This is a genomic window from Neobacillus bataviensis LMG 21833 (assembly GCF_000307875.1).
Lineage (GTDB): Bacteria > Bacillota > Bacilli > Bacillales > Cytobacillaceae > Neobacillus > Neobacillus bataviensis.
Genome location: NZ_AJLS01000055.1, coordinates 85418 through 102074, shown reverse-complemented (window position 1 = coordinate 102074; position 16657 = coordinate 85418). Strand labels below are relative to the sequence as shown.

18 protein-coding genes are annotated in these 16657 nt (G+C 37.9%); 13 read left to right on the top strand and 5 right to left on the bottom strand.

The window, feature by feature from the left end; all coding sequences use genetic code 11:
- Positions 1–14: 14 nt before the first annotated feature.
- The 7 genes from BABA_RS08955 to BABA_RS08930 all read left to right on the top strand — a co-directional run bounded on the left by BABA_RS08955 (position 15) and on the right by BABA_RS08930 (position 4747).
- Positions 15–866: a ComEC/Rec2 family competence protein gene (locus BABA_RS08955; RefSeq protein WP_007084844.1), complete on the top strand. Its 852-nt coding sequence runs from the start codon at positions 15–17 to the stop codon at positions 864–866.
- Positions 867–987: 121 nt separating this feature from the next.
- Positions 988–1158, top strand: coding sequence for a YpmA family protein (locus BABA_RS26460; RefSeq protein ID WP_007084843.1), 171 nt, complete (start codon positions 988–990; stop codon positions 1156–1158).
- 13 nt (positions 1159–1171) lie between these two features.
- Positions 1172–1645 carry a cell wall elongation regulator TseB-like domain-containing protein gene (locus BABA_RS08950; protein ID WP_007084842.1) on the top strand — a complete coding sequence of 158 codons (474 nt, stop codon included), beginning with the start codon at positions 1172–1174 and terminating at the stop codon, positions 1643–1645.
- 32 nt (positions 1646–1677) lie between these two features.
- Positions 1678–2859: a pyridoxal phosphate-dependent aminotransferase gene (locus BABA_RS08945; RefSeq protein WP_007084841.1), complete on the top strand. Its 1182-nt coding sequence runs from the start codon at positions 1678–1680 to the stop codon at positions 2857–2859.
- A 120-nt stretch (positions 2860–2979) separates the two neighbouring features.
- Positions 2980–3678 (top strand): DnaD domain-containing protein, encoded by a 699-nt coding sequence (locus tag BABA_RS08940; RefSeq protein ID WP_007084840.1) that lies wholly within the window; start codon positions 2980–2982, stop codon positions 3676–3678.
- A gap of 63 nt (positions 3679–3741) precedes the next feature.
- Positions 3742–4404: an endonuclease III gene (gene nth, locus BABA_RS08935; protein ID WP_007084839.1), complete on the top strand. Its 663-nt coding sequence runs from the start codon at positions 3742–3744 to the stop codon at positions 4402–4404.
- Positions 4397–4747: a YpoC family protein gene (locus tag BABA_RS08930; RefSeq protein ID WP_007084838.1), complete on the top strand. Its 351-nt coding sequence runs from the start codon at positions 4397–4399 to the stop codon at positions 4745–4747. Before nth ends, BABA_RS08930 begins: the two co-directional genes overlap by 8 nt.
- Positions 4748–4777: 30 nt before the next feature.
- Here BABA_RS08930 and BABA_RS08925 read toward each other — a convergent pair whose 3' ends face one another.
- Together BABA_RS08925 and recU are read right to left on the bottom strand one after the other, a co-directional pair.
- Entirely contained in the window at positions 4778–7396 is a 2619-nt protein-coding gene (locus BABA_RS08925; protein WP_007084837.1) for a transglycosylase domain-containing protein, read from the bottom strand.
- Positions 7396–8025, bottom strand: a complete 630-nt coding sequence (recU, locus tag BABA_RS08920) for a Holliday junction resolvase RecU (protein WP_007084836.1) — start codon at positions 8023–8025, stop codon at positions 7396–7398. Before recU ends, BABA_RS08925 begins: the two co-directional genes overlap by 1 nt.
- 190 nt (positions 8026–8215) lie before the next feature.
- Between recU and BABA_RS08915 the strand changes: the two genes are divergently transcribed.
- From BABA_RS08915 to BABA_RS08905, 3 genes are all read left to right on the top strand, one after another.
- On the top strand, positions 8216–9193 hold the full coding sequence (locus tag BABA_RS08915; RefSeq protein ID WP_007084835.1) for a DUF2515 domain-containing protein: 978 nt from the start codon (positions 8216–8218) through the stop codon (positions 9191–9193).
- A 339-nt stretch (positions 9194–9532) separates the two neighbouring features.
- Complete coding sequence (locus tag BABA_RS08910; RefSeq protein WP_007084834.1) at positions 9533–9787, top strand: hypothetical protein; 255 nt, start codon at positions 9533–9535, stop codon at positions 9785–9787.
- 89 nt (positions 9788–9876) lie between these two features.
- Positions 9877–10233 carry a DUF1798 family protein gene (locus BABA_RS08905; RefSeq protein ID WP_007084833.1) on the top strand — a complete coding sequence of 119 codons (357 nt, stop codon included), beginning with the start codon at positions 9877–9879 and terminating at the stop codon, positions 10231–10233.
- Between the two features lie 44 nt (positions 10234–10277).
- Here the strand turns inward: BABA_RS08905 and yppF are convergent, their stop codons facing one another.
- Positions 10278–10487 carry a YppF family protein gene (yppF, locus tag BABA_RS08900; RefSeq protein WP_007084832.1) on the bottom strand — a complete coding sequence of 70 codons (210 nt, stop codon included), beginning with the start codon at positions 10485–10487 and terminating at the stop codon, positions 10278–10280.
- Between the two features lie 187 nt (positions 10488–10674).
- On the opposite strand from yppF, the gene BABA_RS08895 reads away from it, so the two are divergent.
- The gene (locus BABA_RS08895; RefSeq protein WP_007084831.1) at positions 10675–11238 is read left to right on the top strand and encodes a YppG family protein; all 564 of its coding nucleotides are present in this window, start codon (positions 10675–10677) and stop codon (positions 11236–11238) included.
- A 56-nt stretch (positions 11239–11294) separates the two neighbouring features.
- On the opposite strand, the gene BABA_RS08890 is transcribed toward BABA_RS08895, so the two are convergent.
- Both BABA_RS08890 and BABA_RS08885 read right to left on the bottom strand, forming a co-directional pair.
- The gene (locus BABA_RS08890) at positions 11295–11777 is read right to left on the bottom strand and encodes an Hsp20/alpha crystallin family protein (protein ID WP_040345806.1); all 483 of its coding nucleotides are present in this window, start codon (positions 11775–11777) and stop codon (positions 11295–11297) included.
- Positions 11778–11904: 127 nt separating this feature from the next.
- Positions 11905–12603 (bottom strand): Crp/Fnr family transcriptional regulator, encoded by a 699-nt coding sequence (locus tag BABA_RS08885; protein ID WP_007084829.1) that lies wholly within the window; start codon positions 12601–12603, stop codon positions 11905–11907.
- Between the two features lie 202 nt (positions 12604–12805).
- On the opposite strand from BABA_RS08885, the gene BABA_RS08880 reads away from it, so the two are divergent.
- Both BABA_RS08880 and BABA_RS08875 read left to right on the top strand, forming a co-directional pair.
- Entirely contained in the window at positions 12806–15109 is a 2304-nt protein-coding gene (locus BABA_RS08880; protein WP_007084828.1) for a DEAD/DEAH box helicase, read from the top strand.
- Complete coding sequence (locus BABA_RS08875; protein WP_007084827.1) at positions 15100–16362, top strand: ribonuclease H-like domain-containing protein; 1263 nt, start codon at positions 15100–15102, stop codon at positions 16360–16362. The genes BABA_RS08880 and BABA_RS08875 overlap by 10 nt, the downstream gene beginning before the upstream one ends.
- Positions 16363–16657 lie beyond the last annotated feature (295 nt).

Genomic DNA, 16657 nt, shown 5'->3' with positions numbered 1-16657 from the left:
GGAGGCGTATGTGTATGAAAATATTGCTTATGATCTTAAGCCTATTTATTTCAAGCACCTTTATTGCAAAGGCTGAAACAGCTATTTCTAGTAAAATTGAGCATATCGATTTAAAAATGAAAGAGCATGAAGCAGCGGTGACGTTTTTGGCTTTGTCTAAAGGTGAAGCAACACTCATTCAAGGGCCAAATAGTGAAAATATATTGGTTAATGTGGGTGGGAAGGGAGCGAAAGCTGAATTAGCTAGTTGGCTTTCTCTTTATAATGTGAAGGAGCTTTCGGCTCTTTTCTTAACAAATGATGGGCAGGATCTTTCATATAACACACTTAATCAATTGATTACCGAATATAACATAAAGGAAATCATTACAACTCCGGAACTATCGGAACAATTAGCTAAAAATATTGATCAATCCCTTCCAACATCAATGGTTACATGGGTGGAAGGTGCAAAAAAAGAAATCCTGCCTGGGATGACTGTTGAAGCTCAATTCGTTGGGAATGAAGAAAATGAAGGAATGGATCTACTGCTGAATTTTTTCCAACATAACATTTTTTTAATGACTTCCTTCACCCAACGTGCGGAACAAACGCTACTAAAGAAGAATCTTAAAGATGTCAATGTTTTTAAGATTCTTAACAATAATAAGGAAGTCTCATTATCTGATCAATTAATTACCTATATTAATCCACAAATATCCATCCTTTTTTCTCCCAAGGGGTATGGGCCATATGCAGATATATTACATGAATTGCATGGTATTTGGTCAGAGGTGTATTTTACAAAGAAACACGGTACGATAACCATTAAATTTACTGAATCAAACTATGAGGTTATTACCATTCCAGTTGTTGCAGGAGAATAAAAGCAAGAAAAAAATTCATTTAATTTAGTTAAGATTCTCAGCACATCGTGTTTTATCCTGTTATAATAATTAGAAAGATTCTTCAAAAATAGTGGTAAAGTAGAAAAAAGGAGAAATATGGATGGAAAGTAGAATTGAAGTTTTATCAACTGTTAAAATCCAATACAGTTCTGATTTATATAAAATTGTTGATGCCCTAAATCGTACCTTAAAGCAAAAGGATCTAATGTTTGGACTTGCCCTTGATCGAGAAGATCAAAGTAAAGCAATTTTTACTATATATCGTACATAAAGAAGTGAGTAGAATGAAAAAGTGGATTATTTTCCTCGGATTATTTGTAGTAGTTATTATTGGAATGTTAATAAAGGTATATTTTTCTGCAGTTGAACCAATAAAAGTGGCTGAAAAAAAAGCTATTACATTGGCAAATAAAAAGGTTCAAATAAGCAAAGTGCAGGATTTTCATATATACAATGGGCTAGAGGCAATCAATGTGATTGAAGGCAATAATAAGAAGGGTGAAAAGGTCATCGTCTGGATCCCTAATAAAAGTAAAAAGGTTTTTGTCAAAAAAGCGAAAGATGGATTGTCAAAAGAGGAAGCTGTTCAAAAACTATTGCAAGAAAGAAACCCGCAAAAAATTATTTCAGTTCGGTTGGGAATGGAAAAAAACATTCCATTATGGGAAATTTATTACCGTTCTGACAATAATTTAATAAATTATTATTATGTTCACTTTGAAACAGGTGAGTGGCTTAAAAAAATTGAAAATTTATAGAATGGTTGGGGAATGGAGGAAAAGAAATGGCAGTGAAACTAGCAAATCGGGTGATGGCACTTACACCGTCATCTACATTAGCCATTACGGCAAAAGCAAAGGAACTTAAGGAACAAGGGGAAGATGTCATCGGTTTAGGAGCAGGTGAACCTGATTTTAATACACCGCAGCATATTTTAGATGCGGCAACGCATTCAATGAATGCAGGACATACAAAATATACACCCTCTGCAGGATTGCCCGCTTTAAAACAAGCAATAATCAGAAAGTTTGAAGCGGATCAAGGATTATCCTATAAGCCAAATGAAATTATTGTTGGCAATGGGGCAAAACATGTTCTGTATACTTTATTTCAGGTACTCTTAAATGATGGGGATGAAGTGATCATTCCGACTCCATATTGGGTAAGCTATCCCGAACAAGTTAAATTAGCTGGGGGTGCACCTGTCTATATTGAAGGGTATGAACAAAATCAATTTAAGATTTCGCCGCAACAACTAAGAGAGGCTATTACAGACAAGACAAAAGCAGTCATCATCAATTCACCGAGCAATCCTACAGGGGTCTTGTATTCCGCAGAGGAGCTTCGCGAATTGGGTAAAGTTTGCCTTGAGAAAGATATTCTAATTGTCTCAGATGAAATTTATGAAAAGCTCGTTTATTTTGGTGCAAAGCATGTCTCCATCGCGGAACTGTCACCCGAGCTTAAAGAACAAACTATTGTCATTAATGGTGTTTCCAAGTCCCATTCAATGACAGGCTGGAGAATTGGCTATGCTGCCGGTAATAAACAGATTGTGGAGGCGATGACAAACCTCGCCAGTCATAGTACATCAAATCCGACAACTACTGCTCAATACGCAGCAATCGCTGCCTACAACGGTCCACAGGAACCAGTGGAAGAAATGCGACAAGCATTTGAAAAAAGATTAGAAATTATTTATGATAAATTAGTTGCCATTCCCGGATTCACATGTGTGAAGCCGGAAGGTGCTTTTTATTTGTACCCAAATGTAAAGCAGGCGGCAGAAATGACTGGATACAATCATGTAGATGCCTTTGTGGAATCTCTGCTAGTCGAAGCCAAAGTGGCGGTTATTCCGGGCTCCGGCTTCGGTACGCCAGATAATATTCGTCTATCGTATGCAACATCACTTGAGCAATTAGAAGCAGCAGTAGCACGAATTCACCAGTTTGTTGAATCAAAGTACTAGGACAAATAACAAAAAAGTCTGCACCCTGCAGGCTTTTTGCTTTCCTTTCCAAAGATGGATACCTATTACCCTTACTCGGAGTGATGGTTCGTGTTATACTTATTTGGAGGTGTCCTTTAAATGAAATCAAATATTTTAGCATGGCTTGAGGAAGGGAATATTACTATACCTTCCATTTTGCTTTCCGAATACCGTAATCTTAATTTAAACGAAACTGAACTAGTTCTATTATTAAATATCCTAACCTTCATAGAAAAAGGAAACGAATTTCCCACTCCGGAAGAACTTTCTGCCAGAATGACGGTTTCCATCTTAGAATGTAATGAAATGCTTAGAAGACTAATTCAAAGAGGTTTTATTGAAATTATTGATCAATACTCGAATGATGGAATTCGTTTTGAGAAATACACCGTGAAACCATTGTGGGAAAAACTCATTGACTTGTTTATGATCAATAATAATGCTGCTAAAGCAATGGATAAAAAGACCGATGAAACCGACCTGTACACTTGTTTTGAGAATGAATTTGGCCGTCCCTTATCACCATTTGAATGTGAATCGCTTGGCATGTGGATGGATGATGACCATCATGACCCGATGATCATAAAAGCTGCCCTGCGTGAATCCGTCATGTCAGGAAAATTAAATTTCCGCTATATTGATAGAATTCTTTTCGAATGGAAGAAAAATGGAATTAAAACTATTGAGCAAGCGAAAAATCATGGCCGCAAATTCCGCCAAAAACAAACACAAAAAGTAATTACTAAGGATGAAAACCATCAACCGACAGTCCCATTTTACAATTGGCTTGAGCAATAATGAACGAGGGGATCTTCTCTCGTTTTATTTTATTTCATTTCATAGCAAGTGAAGGTGATATTTTTGCTGAATAATACGCAAATTCGTTATTGTTTGGATGAAATGGGTAAAATGTTCCCGGATGCCCATTGTGAATTACATCATTCCAATCCATTTGAACTAATTATAGCTGTTTCATTATCGGCGCAATGTACCGACGCGCTTGTTAATAAAGTGACGAAGGAATTATTTAAGAAATATAAAACGCCAGAAGATTACTTACAGGTTCCGCTTGAAGAGCTGCAAAATGATATTCGTTCCATCGGCCTTTACCGTAATAAAGCCAAAAATATTCAGAGCTTGTGCCGAATGGTTCTCGATGAATATAATGGGGAAATCCCCATGGACAGGGATGAGTTGACCAAGCTTTCCGGGGTAGGCAGAAAAACAGCAAATGTTGTTGTGTCGGTAGCCTATAACATTCCCGCTATTGCTGTGGATACCCACGTGGAGCGGGTAAGTAAACGCCTTGGGATTTGCCGCTGGAAGGATTCAGTATTGGAAGTGGAGAAAACATTAATGAGGAAAATTCCAAAAGAGGAATGGTCGGTGACCCATCACCGCTTAATCTTTTTTGGACGCTATCATTGTAAGGCTCAAAATCCTCAGTGTCCAAGCTGTCCGTTATTAGAGTTATGCAGAGAAGGCAAGAAAAGGATGAAAGGTAAGGTCACTTTCCATGGCTAAACGATCAGAGGAAATTTCTAGATTACTGGAAGAATGGGAAAACATTAAAAACCATCTTAATCAATTATTCCAAGAACGTGACACGAAAAATGCAAGTAAATGGATGGAAAAAGGAATTGGCTTATTCGAGCAATTTTTGCTTTGGACAAATGAAGGAGCCTTAACACCAAATGATTCCATTCCCAATCATCAGTTAACGTATAAGCCTGTAAATATTGATGAAAGATTAGCATTCATTAAAGCCAGGCCAGCATTATACCATTCCTACCGTCAGCTTTCGGAGCTTATGGTTGAACAGGAAAAGCTGTTTGCAAAAAAAAATATCGTAAAAAAGAACGTCTAGGCTTGTAGCCTAGACGTTCTTTACATGTTATTAGGTTCCCGGTGAACCAGTTCCCTGACCACTGGCTGGATTTTCAGGGGTGGTAACCGGCGGAGTTGTTCCACCTTGGCCACCGCCGTGACCATTATTACCGTTGCCATTATTACCGTTGCCATTATTGCCGTTGCCATTATTGCCGTTGCCATTATTAGCGTTGCCATTATTAGCGTTACCATTATTATCATTACCATTATTTCCATTATTCCCATCGCCACTTTGATTATCTTGCTCTTTTTCCTTTTCAGGCTTTGGAATTTCAATAGAGGTTGAAACAGAATCACTCTTTTTATCACCGCTAATAGCCAAGATAGTAAAAGTATATTTCTCGCCAGGAATTGCTGGGATTGTAAGGCTGTTTTCAGTTTGAACAAGATGCCCTGGTGCTGAAGCATTATCGATCGTCAGATCAAACTGAACTGCAACGTTATTGGGATTTGGATACTCCCAAGTTAATACAATATTTTTATTGACATCATCATACTTTGCAATTGGGTTTACAGGAGCCCCAAGTTTGTTATATTTCTCAGAAACCTTTTTAGGTGCATGCCCCTTTGCGGCATATTCTATACTCACTTCACTGTCTGGTGTAAATTCACTGGCTAGTACTGCAGGCATCGAGCCTTTTTCAATTCTGACCTTTTGGACACTATTTGGCATGGTGAAATCTGGTGTATCGATATCCTTTGAGACATAGGCCATTAAATTTTTAAAGATTAATTGTGCAATTCTTTGGTCTTCGACTCTTGTTATTGGTGTCTTTCGATTCTCATATCCCGTCCAAATGGAAGCTGTATAATTGGTAGTATAACCGGTAAACCACGCATCAGGTACAGGAGAACTTCCTTTAATGCCCCATTTCTGTATTTCATCTTCTGTATAATTGGTTGTTCCTGTTTTTCCAGCAATCGGAAGACCAGGTACTTTTGCCAATGTACCGGTACCAGGAGAAACAAGCACACTCTTCATCATATCCGTAATCATAAAGGCAGTTGAATCCTTCATGACGATTTTTGGTTCAGGTGTTGTGCTAATCACCGTACCGTCACGCAACGTAATTTTCGAAACGGCATGAGGCTTAGTGTAAAAACCATTATTGCCAAAAGCACTGTAGGCACCAGCCATTTCGAGAGGGGAAACACCAATGGTTTTCCCGCCAAAACCGCCAATTGCATATGATTCAAAAATCTCTTTTAATGGAATGCCCAAATTAACAGCAAAGTCTTTTGCTTTATCCAAGCCAACCTGTTGTAGGGCTTGAACCGCAGGGGTGTTCCTGGATAATTGCAGAGCCGTTCTGATTGTCATGGGGCCCATATATTTATTGTTCCAGTTTCCAAACTTTTTCCCTGTGGAATAGGTCATCTGCTTATCCTCAATCATTTCATACGTGCCCCAGTTTAAATATTCAATCGCTGGGCCGTAATCAAGGACAGGTTTGATGGTTGAACCTGGTTGTCTTTTCGAATCGATTGCATAGTTAAATCCACGCTTTACCTGCTGATTCCGCCCACCGCCGATGGCACGAATTTCCCCTGTTTTCGTATCAAGGAGGGCAATCCCGGCTTGGAATGCCTCATCAGGGTATTTAATGATATCTTGAGAATTTAACATATTATAAACATACGTTTGTGCTTCTCTATCTAATGTCGTTTGGATCGTTAAACCATCTGTAAAAATATCAAAATCAGTTGTTTCTTTTACTTCATCAATGACAGCATCGACAAAGGAATCGAAAGGCTTTTCGTCCACTGTCCGCTGTTCCGGTTTTAAGACCGTGGCAGCAACTGAAACCTTTTTCGCTTCTTCCATTTCTTGTTTTGAAATGAAGCCATGCTGATCCATCAGTGTTAAGACAATATTCCGCCTTTTTTCCGCCAAATCTGGATGGTCAAACGGATTATAATTATTTGGACTTTGCGGCATCCCAGCTATTTGAGCAGCTTCAGCAAGTGTTAACTCTTTTAATGATTTCCCATAATAGATTTTTGCTGCAGTGGCAAGTCCATGACTGTTTTGAGATACATAAACCTTATTGGCATACATTTCAAAAATTTGATGCTTCGTGTATTGTTGTTCAAGTTCATAAGAGAGCCAAGCTTCCTGAACTTTCCTTGTTATCGTCTTTTCTCGTGTTAAAAATACATTCTTTACCACCTGTTGGGTGATGGTACTGCCGCCTTCTGCACCAAATCCACGCTGGAAGTTAGCTAAAACGGCACCGCCGAGGCGAATCGGATCGATCCCATGGTGTTTGTAAAAACGATAATCCTCGGTTGCTAATACTGCATTTTCAAGTACTTTTGGTATATCTTTATAATTTACATATTCGCGATTAACAGCTCCAACTTCATAAATCAATTTTTGATCTTTATCTAAAATTTTTGAAGGGATCGGGTCTTTTAATAGTTTTGGGTCAAGTTTAGGAGCATCCTTTACTAAATAGGCGAAAGTACCAACTCCTGCAAGAATACCAACGATACCAAGGACAATAAGACTGAGAAAGATTTTCTTAAATAGCCCGCCGGTTTTTTTCTTGGCTTTTGGCTTGCCCTTGCTCTTTGATTGGAGGTTCTTTCGCCGCTCCTCTCTTGATTGATATTTTTCAGACATTATGAAATTCCTTCCTTTCTAACCTTCTCAAGTGTATCTACTATTTTAATATAGTCAATTCTTGGTTGAAATCCAAGTGGAATGCGATGACCATTTTGTTCAATTTCTTCTTTTGTAATCGATTTTCTTCCGCCATTCATCATTCTGTTCCAATAGTTCAACAAGTGTTTTGCTTCAAGAAAATAAACTTGCTCAAATCTTGAAAACCGGAGAATAACAAAGCATACTCCTCCTTGATTCATCACTTCTTCCATATGCTCTACTTGGTGTTGATGGAAGTTTTTTAACGGAAAAGAGGTGGGGTTTTGTGTTTCCTTTGCTTCAAAATCAATATACTTTCCATTGTATACCCCATTATAGTCAGTCGTTGACGCTAATTTAAAATAGGCTTCCTTAATCACGGCCGCACTTCGATTTGGGTAATCTACCTGTACAATCTGAACAGGTGTTGGCTTTTTATGTATAACCGCAATTTTTCTTTCCCGATAATATTCATTTGTCTCATTTAAATCTTCTTCAAGTGTCATCCCTCTATTACTATACGAACCGTTTTTCTTCTTTTTTAAGGAAAGATCATTATCAAGCTGTATCGGTTTATACTTTTTTCCATTAGGATAGTTAACATTCATGATTAGCACCTCTCAAGCTATTCTTTATCATACCAAATCTTAGCAAGATTGGGGTGTATAAAAAATTTTCACTTACACACGCTAATAATAATTGTACCGTGATTATCAAATATAAGCATGATTCATTTTTCATACATGATTTTAATATCATTTTTGCTTAAACTCTACTAAAAATATAAGGAAGATGAATATGAATCATCTTACAATACAGGAACAAACAATCATCCGTCAAATTCGAAGTGAAACGGGAAAAAGGAATATCGATAATATCTCGAGAACTAACGCCTACTTTCATTTTTTTAAAAAGAATCCAGATATTATATGGTCCTTTCTAGCTAGTATGGTTTCTAGAAATGGTGGATGGAATATGTGTGACCTCGAAGGATCCATTTTCCCTCAACTATTAGATGTAAAGGTGAGAAAACAGCTATTCCTTACATATGAGCGGGCCAATTGGCTTATTTTCCATGATGTTTTCCCCCAGTTATTGCTCTACCAATATTCGACGAAAATAAATCGGCCAATGTTTCATTTACTTCCTTATTTCAATGTTTCAGCATTTATCCAAAAAGAATGGTATGGGTATTGGAAGGAGAATGACCGGAAACGGTTAACAACTGCATTAATTATTAATGAGCAAAATGTCATCCAAACTCCGGTTATTGAACATCCCGTCTATAAGAAAAAGGTATTTCGGTCAATGATTTTTTCCTTTCAAGACTGGCTTCATTTTAGTAGTGTCCTATTTCCAACATGTGGAGGAGAAGTTTATGGGGCTAGTGCAAACGGGTTTAAATCTCTTTCTAAAAGGATTAACTTAGGAAAAAGACTGGCAAATATTCTTTTCCATCCGAGACTGTTTCCTTATTTTCTAGAATTCGCTGAAAAGACTCCTCATACAGGTTCAAGATATGATTACGAACAATATTTTAAAATAAAGACCAAGCGTAATACACCGTTGCTGCGGACGAGTTTCCCTGTTATTGCGCATAATCAGCACATCTATGAAGATTGGAGCAAACACCGAAGAGTCTCTCCCAAGTGGCTTCATCACCCCGTACGGCACCGACACCCCATTCATCTGACCGATTGGTACTTTACGAAATCAAATCAGCTGCAGTTATTGCTCTCGATTCACAAGGTATTGGAATTGGAAAAATGGAAATAAAAAAAGCAAGGAAGGGAATCCTTGCTTTTTTCATTCTAGTTCATATTGTCCAGCTCCGGGCGCCTTCCGCTTTTCTATGTTGAAGGTCTGTCTGGCCCTTCTATTTTTTTATCGCCATAGCCTACTCTTTTTTCTGTTTCAGATTGTGTTTGTTTATTGGTTTGATTTTTCTTTTTTGACATAAAAACACCTCCAATACTATTCTGTCGAAAGTTAACGGAATATATGCAAATTGCCACTTTCTTTGCCGAACTTCTTCTAGTTTTGTCAAGTGGGAAGGATGTCAAGGATAGAAGGAGAATAATACCATATAGAAAATCGCATGGGAGGGTTTTAATAATGAATAAGCCATTGTCCGAAAAGGAAAAACTACTTACGATGCTTACGGAAATATACGATCAATTAGAGGAATTGGAGTCAGTTTTAGAGGCATCCTTCTCCGACCATCGTATTAATTTAAACAGGGAGCAGCAAGAAAAAATATCTGTCCCTGTCCAAATGCTGTCTGACATGGAATATAAAATAGCTAATGACCTTCCTGATTCGAACCTAAACCAGATCCCTAAACCATTAAAGCTAGAATTAGGCTTTTAATTACAACTAAACATGATAGTATTGAATGAGAGTAGCATAATGAACCTTTGCTACTTTTTATTTTGGAGATTTGGAAGGGAAATATGAAAATGTCTGAAGAAATTCTTTACCTAACGGAAAAACTATTAGAGTATAACCGTTTATTTTTAAAGTATTACCAAGAGGGAAGAGAGAAAGGAATTACACATGATTTTGAGGATGTCATTAAACCATTTGCCAATGAAGTAAGTGTTATTAATGATCAGTGGAAAAAGGTAATGAATGAATGGCTTTCCAGGTCAAATCATAAATACCTGCATTTGAAGCAGATCGATACGACTTCAGAACATATCGAACAGCTTTCCATTCAAGCCTTTTTTTCGAAAACTAGTAAATCAAGGTTCTTAAATTCCCAACGTACCGTTGAATATTTTCTTTTAGAAGTAGTAAAAGAGATTAAGCAATAAAATAGAAAAGAGATGCTTTTTTTTGCATCTCTTTAAATGATGATTTAAGAATGTTTGATGAGGGAGTTTTCATTATCCATTTCAGGTAATCCTGCGCCCTGGCTTTCAAGCTCGCGGACAAGAAGGCGATATTCTTTGATACTAATTTCGTTGTGAATATACGCTTTCTTTGCAAAATCCATTAGTGTGTTAACGTCATCTGTGTTGTAATCCCGACTTTGAATAAATTTGCCTTTTAATTCACGAATGTTCATAAATAGCTCCTCCTTCATCATTTTCTTTATCCTAACACGAAATAAAAGGATTTCTAGTTTTTAAAATATTTAAACTTTAGACAAAATCTCTCTTAATTAGACATTAACAAAAGTTTTAAAATAATCACCTTTCATTTCGAACCTTCATAATCTGTAATAGAGATATTTGTGGAGGAGATGTTTGCCCATGTTAACTAAAGAGAGACCAAATCAATACGTTCATTATGGATACTCGGGGCAAATGATGCACCAAGTTCCAAATAGTCAACAATGGAACCAGCAACATTTTTTTAATCGAAATCAACCGATTCCATATCAAACGCAGCCTCAAAATTATGATTGGATGGCCTTCCAACAATCGCAAAACCCATACTACCCGCAAGGTATGCAGCCATTTGCGCAAAACTATCAACCGGGATACGTGCCCCAAAATGTACCATACCAGAATCAGCAGTATTCTCAAAAGGATTCCCAGTTTCTTTTTCAAAACCCGCTACAGCCGAAGGAGGAGATGGTTCAACAGCAGCCCTTTATGCCAATGAATGGGTATCCAATGATGAACCCCTATCCAAAACAAAACATGCTGCCGAAACAACCAGGCGGTGTGAAATCCATCATGAATTCCTTCAAATCACAGGACGGGTCGGTGGATTTTAATAAAATGGTTAATACAGCTGGGACAATGGTGAATGCGGTAAACCAAGTTTCCTCGCTTGTCAAAGGTTTTGGAGGATTCTTTAAAGCGACATAGAAAAGACGGCTTTCATAAGCCGTCTTTTCTCATTTCAAGTTACTAGTTTTAATGGCTTATTCTTCAATTTCAATAATCTTCCCTTTTTCTTGTGGGATACGAATTTGTAATAAGCCATCTCGGTACGATGCTTTCACCATTTTTTCATTAATTGCATGTGGGAGGGATATCGTTCTTGACGAATGTTGTCGAACAAATTTTCGACGGTAAACTTGTGATTGATCATTTTCCACTGTTTCTAACTCATTATTTTCAACAGAAATTGTTATATAGTTTCCGGTAATATTTAACTGGATTTGTTCTCTTTTTATACCTGGTAGCTCGGCTGAAATAATATATTCCTTTCCTGTTTCAACTGTTTCCACCGGAAAACCTGCAGTAACCGGAAATGGGGTTTTGAAAAAGTCATCAATGGATTGTAAAAATCCACGGACTGGTTTTTCAGTAAAAAAATCGTTCATCGATTTTACTAGTTCACGAAATGGTTCAGGAATCGGCTTTTTTGGGTTGTTTTTATCACTCGGAAGCTTGGATGACATAATCATTCCCTCTCTCTCCAATATTTTACTTCCTATAATATGCGGAAAATCTAGGTAGGTGCCGTCAAATTATCGCAAAACATAAATCGAAAAAAACCGCTGCAAACGTAGCAGCGGTGTTTCACCATTAAATTAAGTTTATTTCTTCCATAAGAATTTCGACATCGACAATCATATTTCCGGTCTCATCTACTTCGATTAGCTCATCTTTTTTCATTTTTGTTAACGTGCGGCTAATCGTTTCCCGTGTAGTTCCAATCATATTGGCAAGATCCTTGTTAGTGAATTCAGACTTTAATAGGATTGTACCATCTTCTTGCTCCATCCCATGATTTTGCGCAAGTCTAATGAGAAGCTTGACAATTTGTTCGTATGTATTATTAAGAATTTGTTCCTCAAGTCTATCCTGCAAATCAACTATTTTCTCACCAAGCACCTTAAATACCTTGATACAAAGCTCGGGATTTTCAATCAATACTGATTCAAATTTTGAAATTGGAACAGCAATAAGCGTTGATGGCTCAAGTACCTCTGCATAGGCAGGGTATTCTCCTTTTCTGAAAAATCCGACATGTGGGAACATTTCACCCTTTTTGGCCATAGCAACAATTTGTTCTTTCCCGTTCACGTCACTCTTATAGATTTTGATTTTACCATCAAAAACAAAGTAAACATTTTCAAGCGGATCACCCTGAAGAAAAACATGACTTTGTTTTTGCCAGTCCCTCGTAATTGCGATATCAGCGACCTTCGTTAATTCAAAATCAGTTAATTCGCGAAAAAGAGTAAAAACAGCGAGTACCCTTTTGATTTCTTCTATTTTCATTCTATCACCTTCAACTTCTTTTCAGTTACCATCTATTGTACCAAATATTCGGCAAATGTTTAAATTCCTTCATGTTTTTTTAAAGAAGAAATGTTTTCATTTTTGATTGGAGGAATGTTCCAGCAGGATAACGATAATAAATTTCTTATAATACTTTAACAACGAACGTTCATTCGGTAAAATAAGGGTATGAGGTGAGACCATGAAAATAAAAAAGAGCCTGCAAGAAATACTAAATGATTTAAAAATAAATGATCAATTTAAAGAGAATATTGTCACCTGGAAGACTATTGAAGAAAAGCCGGCAGAGGAAATGTCGTTTCCAGAAGATTTACATCCGGTGTTAATAAAAGCCCTGCAAAGTAAGGGAATTGAAAAGCTGTATACACATCAACAATCAGCATATGAGAAAATCACCAACGGGAATAGTATTGTTGCGGTAACTCCGACGGCGTCCGGAAAAACTCTTTGCTATAATCTGCCAGTCTTGCAAACGATTCTTGCAAACCCTGAATCAAGGGCGCTGTATATGTTTCCAACTAAAGCACTTGCCCAAGATCAAAAAAGTGAAATTAATGAAATCATACAAGCTGCGGGTGTTGAGATTAACAGCTACACGTATGATGGGGATACACCAGCGAATATCCGGCAAAGGGTAAGACAGGCGGGGCATGTGGTGATTACAAACCCTGACATGCTCCACTCGGCCATCCTGCCGCACCATACAAAATGGGTATCGTTGTTTGAAAATCTTAAATTTGTTGTTATTGATGAACTCCATACTTACCGCGGCGTGTTTGGCAGCCATGTAGCCAATGTCATTAGAAGGCTAAAACGGATTTGCCATTATTACGGCAGTAATCCTGTGTTTATATGCACCTCTGCAACAATTGCAAACCCATTGGAGCACGCCGAAATTCTTACGGAAGAAAAAATGTGTTTAATTGATAATAACGGTGCACCAAGTGGGACGAAGCATTTTCTCTTCTATAATCCGCCAATCGTCAATAAACCATTGAATATAAGAAGGAGTGCCACCTTAGAGGTTCGAAAAATTGCTGGTGAACTATTAAAAAATAAAATTCAAACCATTATTTTTGCGAGAAGCAGGGTAAGAGTAGAAATTATACTAACTTATCTCCAGGAATTGGTGAAAAATCAGTTGGGTGCAAAATCAATCATGGGATATCGCGGTGGATACCTGCCAACTGAAAGAAGAAAAATTGAAAAGGGTCTGCGTTCAGGAGACATCTATGGGGTTGTCAGTACGAATGCCCTTGAATTAGGTGTCGACATCGGCCAGCTGCAGGTTTGTATCATGACAGGGTATCCAGGGACTATTTCCAGTGCCTGGCAGCAAGCTGGGAGAGCAGGAAGACGGCATGGAGAAGCACTAGTCATCATGGTGGCGAGTTCTAGCCCGCTCGATCAATATATCATTCAGAACCCCGATTACTTTTTTAATAAAAGTCCGGAAACAGCAAGAATTAATCCCGATAACCTCATTATTTTAATCGATCACATGAAATGTGCGGCCTATGAACTCCCATTTAAGCTGGGAGAACAGTTTGGTAATGTCGAGGCCGATGAATTGCTAGAGTATTTAACAGAGGAACGGGTTCTTTACCGTAATGGAGATAAATGGTATTGGATGAATGATTCTTTTCCGGCACATAACATTAGCTTACGATCTGCCTCACAGGAAAATGTCATTATTGTTGATCAATCAGATGTAGCGAATGTAAAAGTTATTGGCGAAATGGATCGCTTTTCCGCAATGACGCTTCTCCACGATGAAGCTATTTATTTACATCAGGGTACGCAATTCCAGGTAGAGAAACTTGATTGGGAGGAGAAAAAGGCGTTTGTCAGGGAAGTAGATGTCGACTATTTTACCGATGCTAATTTAGCTGTCCAATTAAAGGTGTTGGAGGAAGACAAGCTTCAATCAATGGTGGAAGCTGAGATCGGCTATGGGGACGTTAGTGTCAGGGCGATGGCAACCATTTTTAAAAAGATTAAATTCGAAACACATGAAAATATCGGGTCAGGCCCGATTCATCTCCCGGAAGAGGAGCTTCATACGAATGCAGCATGGATTTCATTAAATAAGCCGCTAACTGAATTGGGGCATGAACGATTGGAGCAAGGTCTTGTTGGGACGGCACATGCGTTAAATCATATTGCACCATTATTCGTGATGGCTGACCCGCAGGATATTCATGTCATCCCGCAAGTAAAAGCAGATCATAATGAAAAGCCTTCTGTCTTTTTTTATGATCGGTATCCGGGAGGAATTGGTTTAAGTGAAAAAATTTATGGCGGGATGCCAGAGGTTTTTGCTGAAACAAGGAAAATGATTAATAGCTGCCAATGTGAGTCTGGCTGTCCTTCGTGTATTGGAGCAGACACCGTTGGTGAAATGGCAAAAATGGATGTCTTAAAAATAATTGATGCGTTTTTACAACCTTCCAATCTTGATAAGGATGTACTGCCATGTCATTAAAGAGTAAGTTAGATCGCCTAAAGCCTCATTTATCCGCCCGGACTGCACCGGAAAAAATTTTGCAACCCTCCGTTCCGTTAGTAACGGAAGTGCCTTTTCGTAAAAAATGGGAGCAAGAAAATGTTTATCCCTATTTTATCGATGAAAATTATTGCTTAATAAGGGAAGTGAAATATCCACTCTCACAACAGCACGGGCATTATTGCTTTCGAGATTTTCTCACTGCAGTTGACATTTGGAATAAGGAGCCAATCAGTCACCCATTATCGGCACAGGGTCATCAGGCTGGAGATTTGTTCTTTTTTGACACGGAAACAACCGGACTTGGCGGCGGGGTTGGGAATACGATTTTTATTCTTGGATATGCCAGTATTGCAGGTGACCAGTTAGTCCTAAGACAGCATATTCTACCGCATCCGGGTGCAGAAGTTCCTCTATATCAAAGCTTTTTAGAAAAAGTGAATTATCGTACGCTTGTTACCTACAATGGAAAATCGTTTGATTGGCCCCAGGTAAAGACAAGGCATACCCTTGTAAGGGAGCATGTTCCGAAGCTGCCTGAATTTGGTCATTTTGATCTTTTTCATGCGGCAAGAAGACTTTGGAAACATAAATTAGACCGGATGAAACTGGCAATTGTGGAGAAAGAGGTTTTAGGGGTGGAAAGAACGGACGATATTCCCGGCTTTTTGGCGCCTATGATTTATTTTGATTTTATTGAAAGTAAAAAGCCTGAAGGCATGCTCGGAGTTCTTAAACATAATGAAATCGACATTTTATCGCTCGTTACATTATACAGCCATTTAACTTTCCAACTTCATGGGATTGACCGGAATCAAACAAGACCTGAAATCTATGAAGTGGGGCGTTGGTTTGTCTCGTTAGGAGAAAAAAACGAAGCAGAAAAAGTATTAAGCAAACTGACAAACGGCAAAGATCCTACATCCTATCAGGCAAAGCATATTTTGGCATTTCAGCACAAAAAAGAACGGAATTGGGAAAATGCGCGGAAATTGTTCCTTGAGGTTGTCGATTGCGGTGAAATTCAGATGAGCTCAGAGGCATTATTGGAGCTTGCTAAAATTCATGAGCATCGAATTATAGATTATAAACTTGCTATAGTTTATTGTCAGAAAGCGATAACACAAATAACACAATCTAATACTCCGACTAAATGGAAGAGTCACATGACATTAGATCAGTTTGAAAAAAGGCTAAAACGGCTAGAACGAAAATATGTCACAAAATCTTAATAATTTTATGATGAAATCCAGTAATTCCATATTGTTTATCCTAGATGAAAACGGTAAAATGTGAAATTGGGTTGTGAAAAAGCGACCATTAAAACCTTATGGAGCTGGTAATATGTATAAAACGATTTTATTTTTATTTTTTATCGTTGTCTGCCTTACTGCCGTTGTTTTTACAAGCTTAAAAGATAGCTTTTATTCGATGCTGTAAGAAAATCATAAAAATTATTTTACCTAATATCGTCTGTTGAATGAAAAATAGGTATTTTCCTTAGTACAAGAGTAACTCCCCTATCAT

Excerpts from the sequence above, each read along its gene's own strand:
- BABA_RS08895 (WP_007084831.1), top strand. The coding sequence starts at position 10,675 with ATGTTAACTAAAGAGAGACCAAATCAATACGTTCATTATGGATACTCG.
- BABA_RS08950 (WP_007084842.1), top strand. The coding sequence starts at position 1,172 with ATGAAAAAGTGGATTATTTTCCTCGGATTATTTGTAGTAGTTATTATT.
- recU (WP_007084836.1), bottom strand. The coding sequence starts at position 8,025 with ATGAATGTTAACTATCCTAATGGAAAAAAGTATAAACCGATACAGCTT.
- BABA_RS08910 (WP_007084834.1), top strand. The coding sequence starts at position 9,533 with ATGAATAAGCCATTGTCCGAAAAGGAAAAACTACTTACGATGCTTACG.
- BABA_RS08940 (WP_007084840.1), top strand. The coding sequence starts at position 2,980 with ATGAAATCAAATATTTTAGCATGGCTTGAGGAAGGGAATATTACTATA.
- BABA_RS08890 (WP_040345806.1), bottom strand. The coding sequence starts at position 11,777 with ATGTCATCCAAGCTTCCGAGTGATAAAAACAACCCAAAAAAGCCGATT.
- yppF (WP_007084832.1), bottom strand. The coding sequence starts at position 10,487 with ATGAACATTCGTGAATTAAAAGGCAAATTTATTCAAAGTCGGGATTAC.
- BABA_RS08905 (WP_007084833.1), top strand. The coding sequence starts at position 9,877 with ATGTCTGAAGAAATTCTTTACCTAACGGAAAAACTATTAGAGTATAAC.
- BABA_RS08925 (WP_007084837.1), bottom strand. The coding sequence starts at position 7,396 with ATGTCTGAAAAATATCAATCAAGAGAGGAGCGGCGAAAGAACCTCCAA.
- BABA_RS08875 (WP_007084827.1), top strand. The coding sequence starts at position 15,100 with ATGTCATTAAAGAGTAAGTTAGATCGCCTAAAGCCTCATTTATCCGCC.
- BABA_RS08885 (WP_007084829.1), bottom strand. The coding sequence starts at position 12,603 with ATGAAAATAGAAGAAATCAAAAGGGTACTCGCTGTTTTTACTCTTTTT.
- BABA_RS08915 (WP_007084835.1), top strand. The coding sequence starts at position 8,216 with ATGAATCATCTTACAATACAGGAACAAACAATCATCCGTCAAATTCGA.
- BABA_RS08930 (WP_007084838.1), top strand. The coding sequence starts at position 4,397 with ATGGCTAAACGATCAGAGGAAATTTCTAGATTACTGGAAGAATGGGAA.
- BABA_RS08880 (WP_007084828.1), top strand. The coding sequence starts at position 12,806 with ATGAAAATAAAAAAGAGCCTGCAAGAAATACTAAATGATTTAAAAATA.
- BABA_RS26460 (WP_007084843.1), top strand. The coding sequence starts at position 988 with ATGGAAAGTAGAATTGAAGTTTTATCAACTGTTAAAATCCAATACAGT.
- BABA_RS08955 (WP_007084844.1), top strand. The coding sequence starts at position 15 with ATGAAAATATTGCTTATGATCTTAAGCCTATTTATTTCAAGCACCTTT.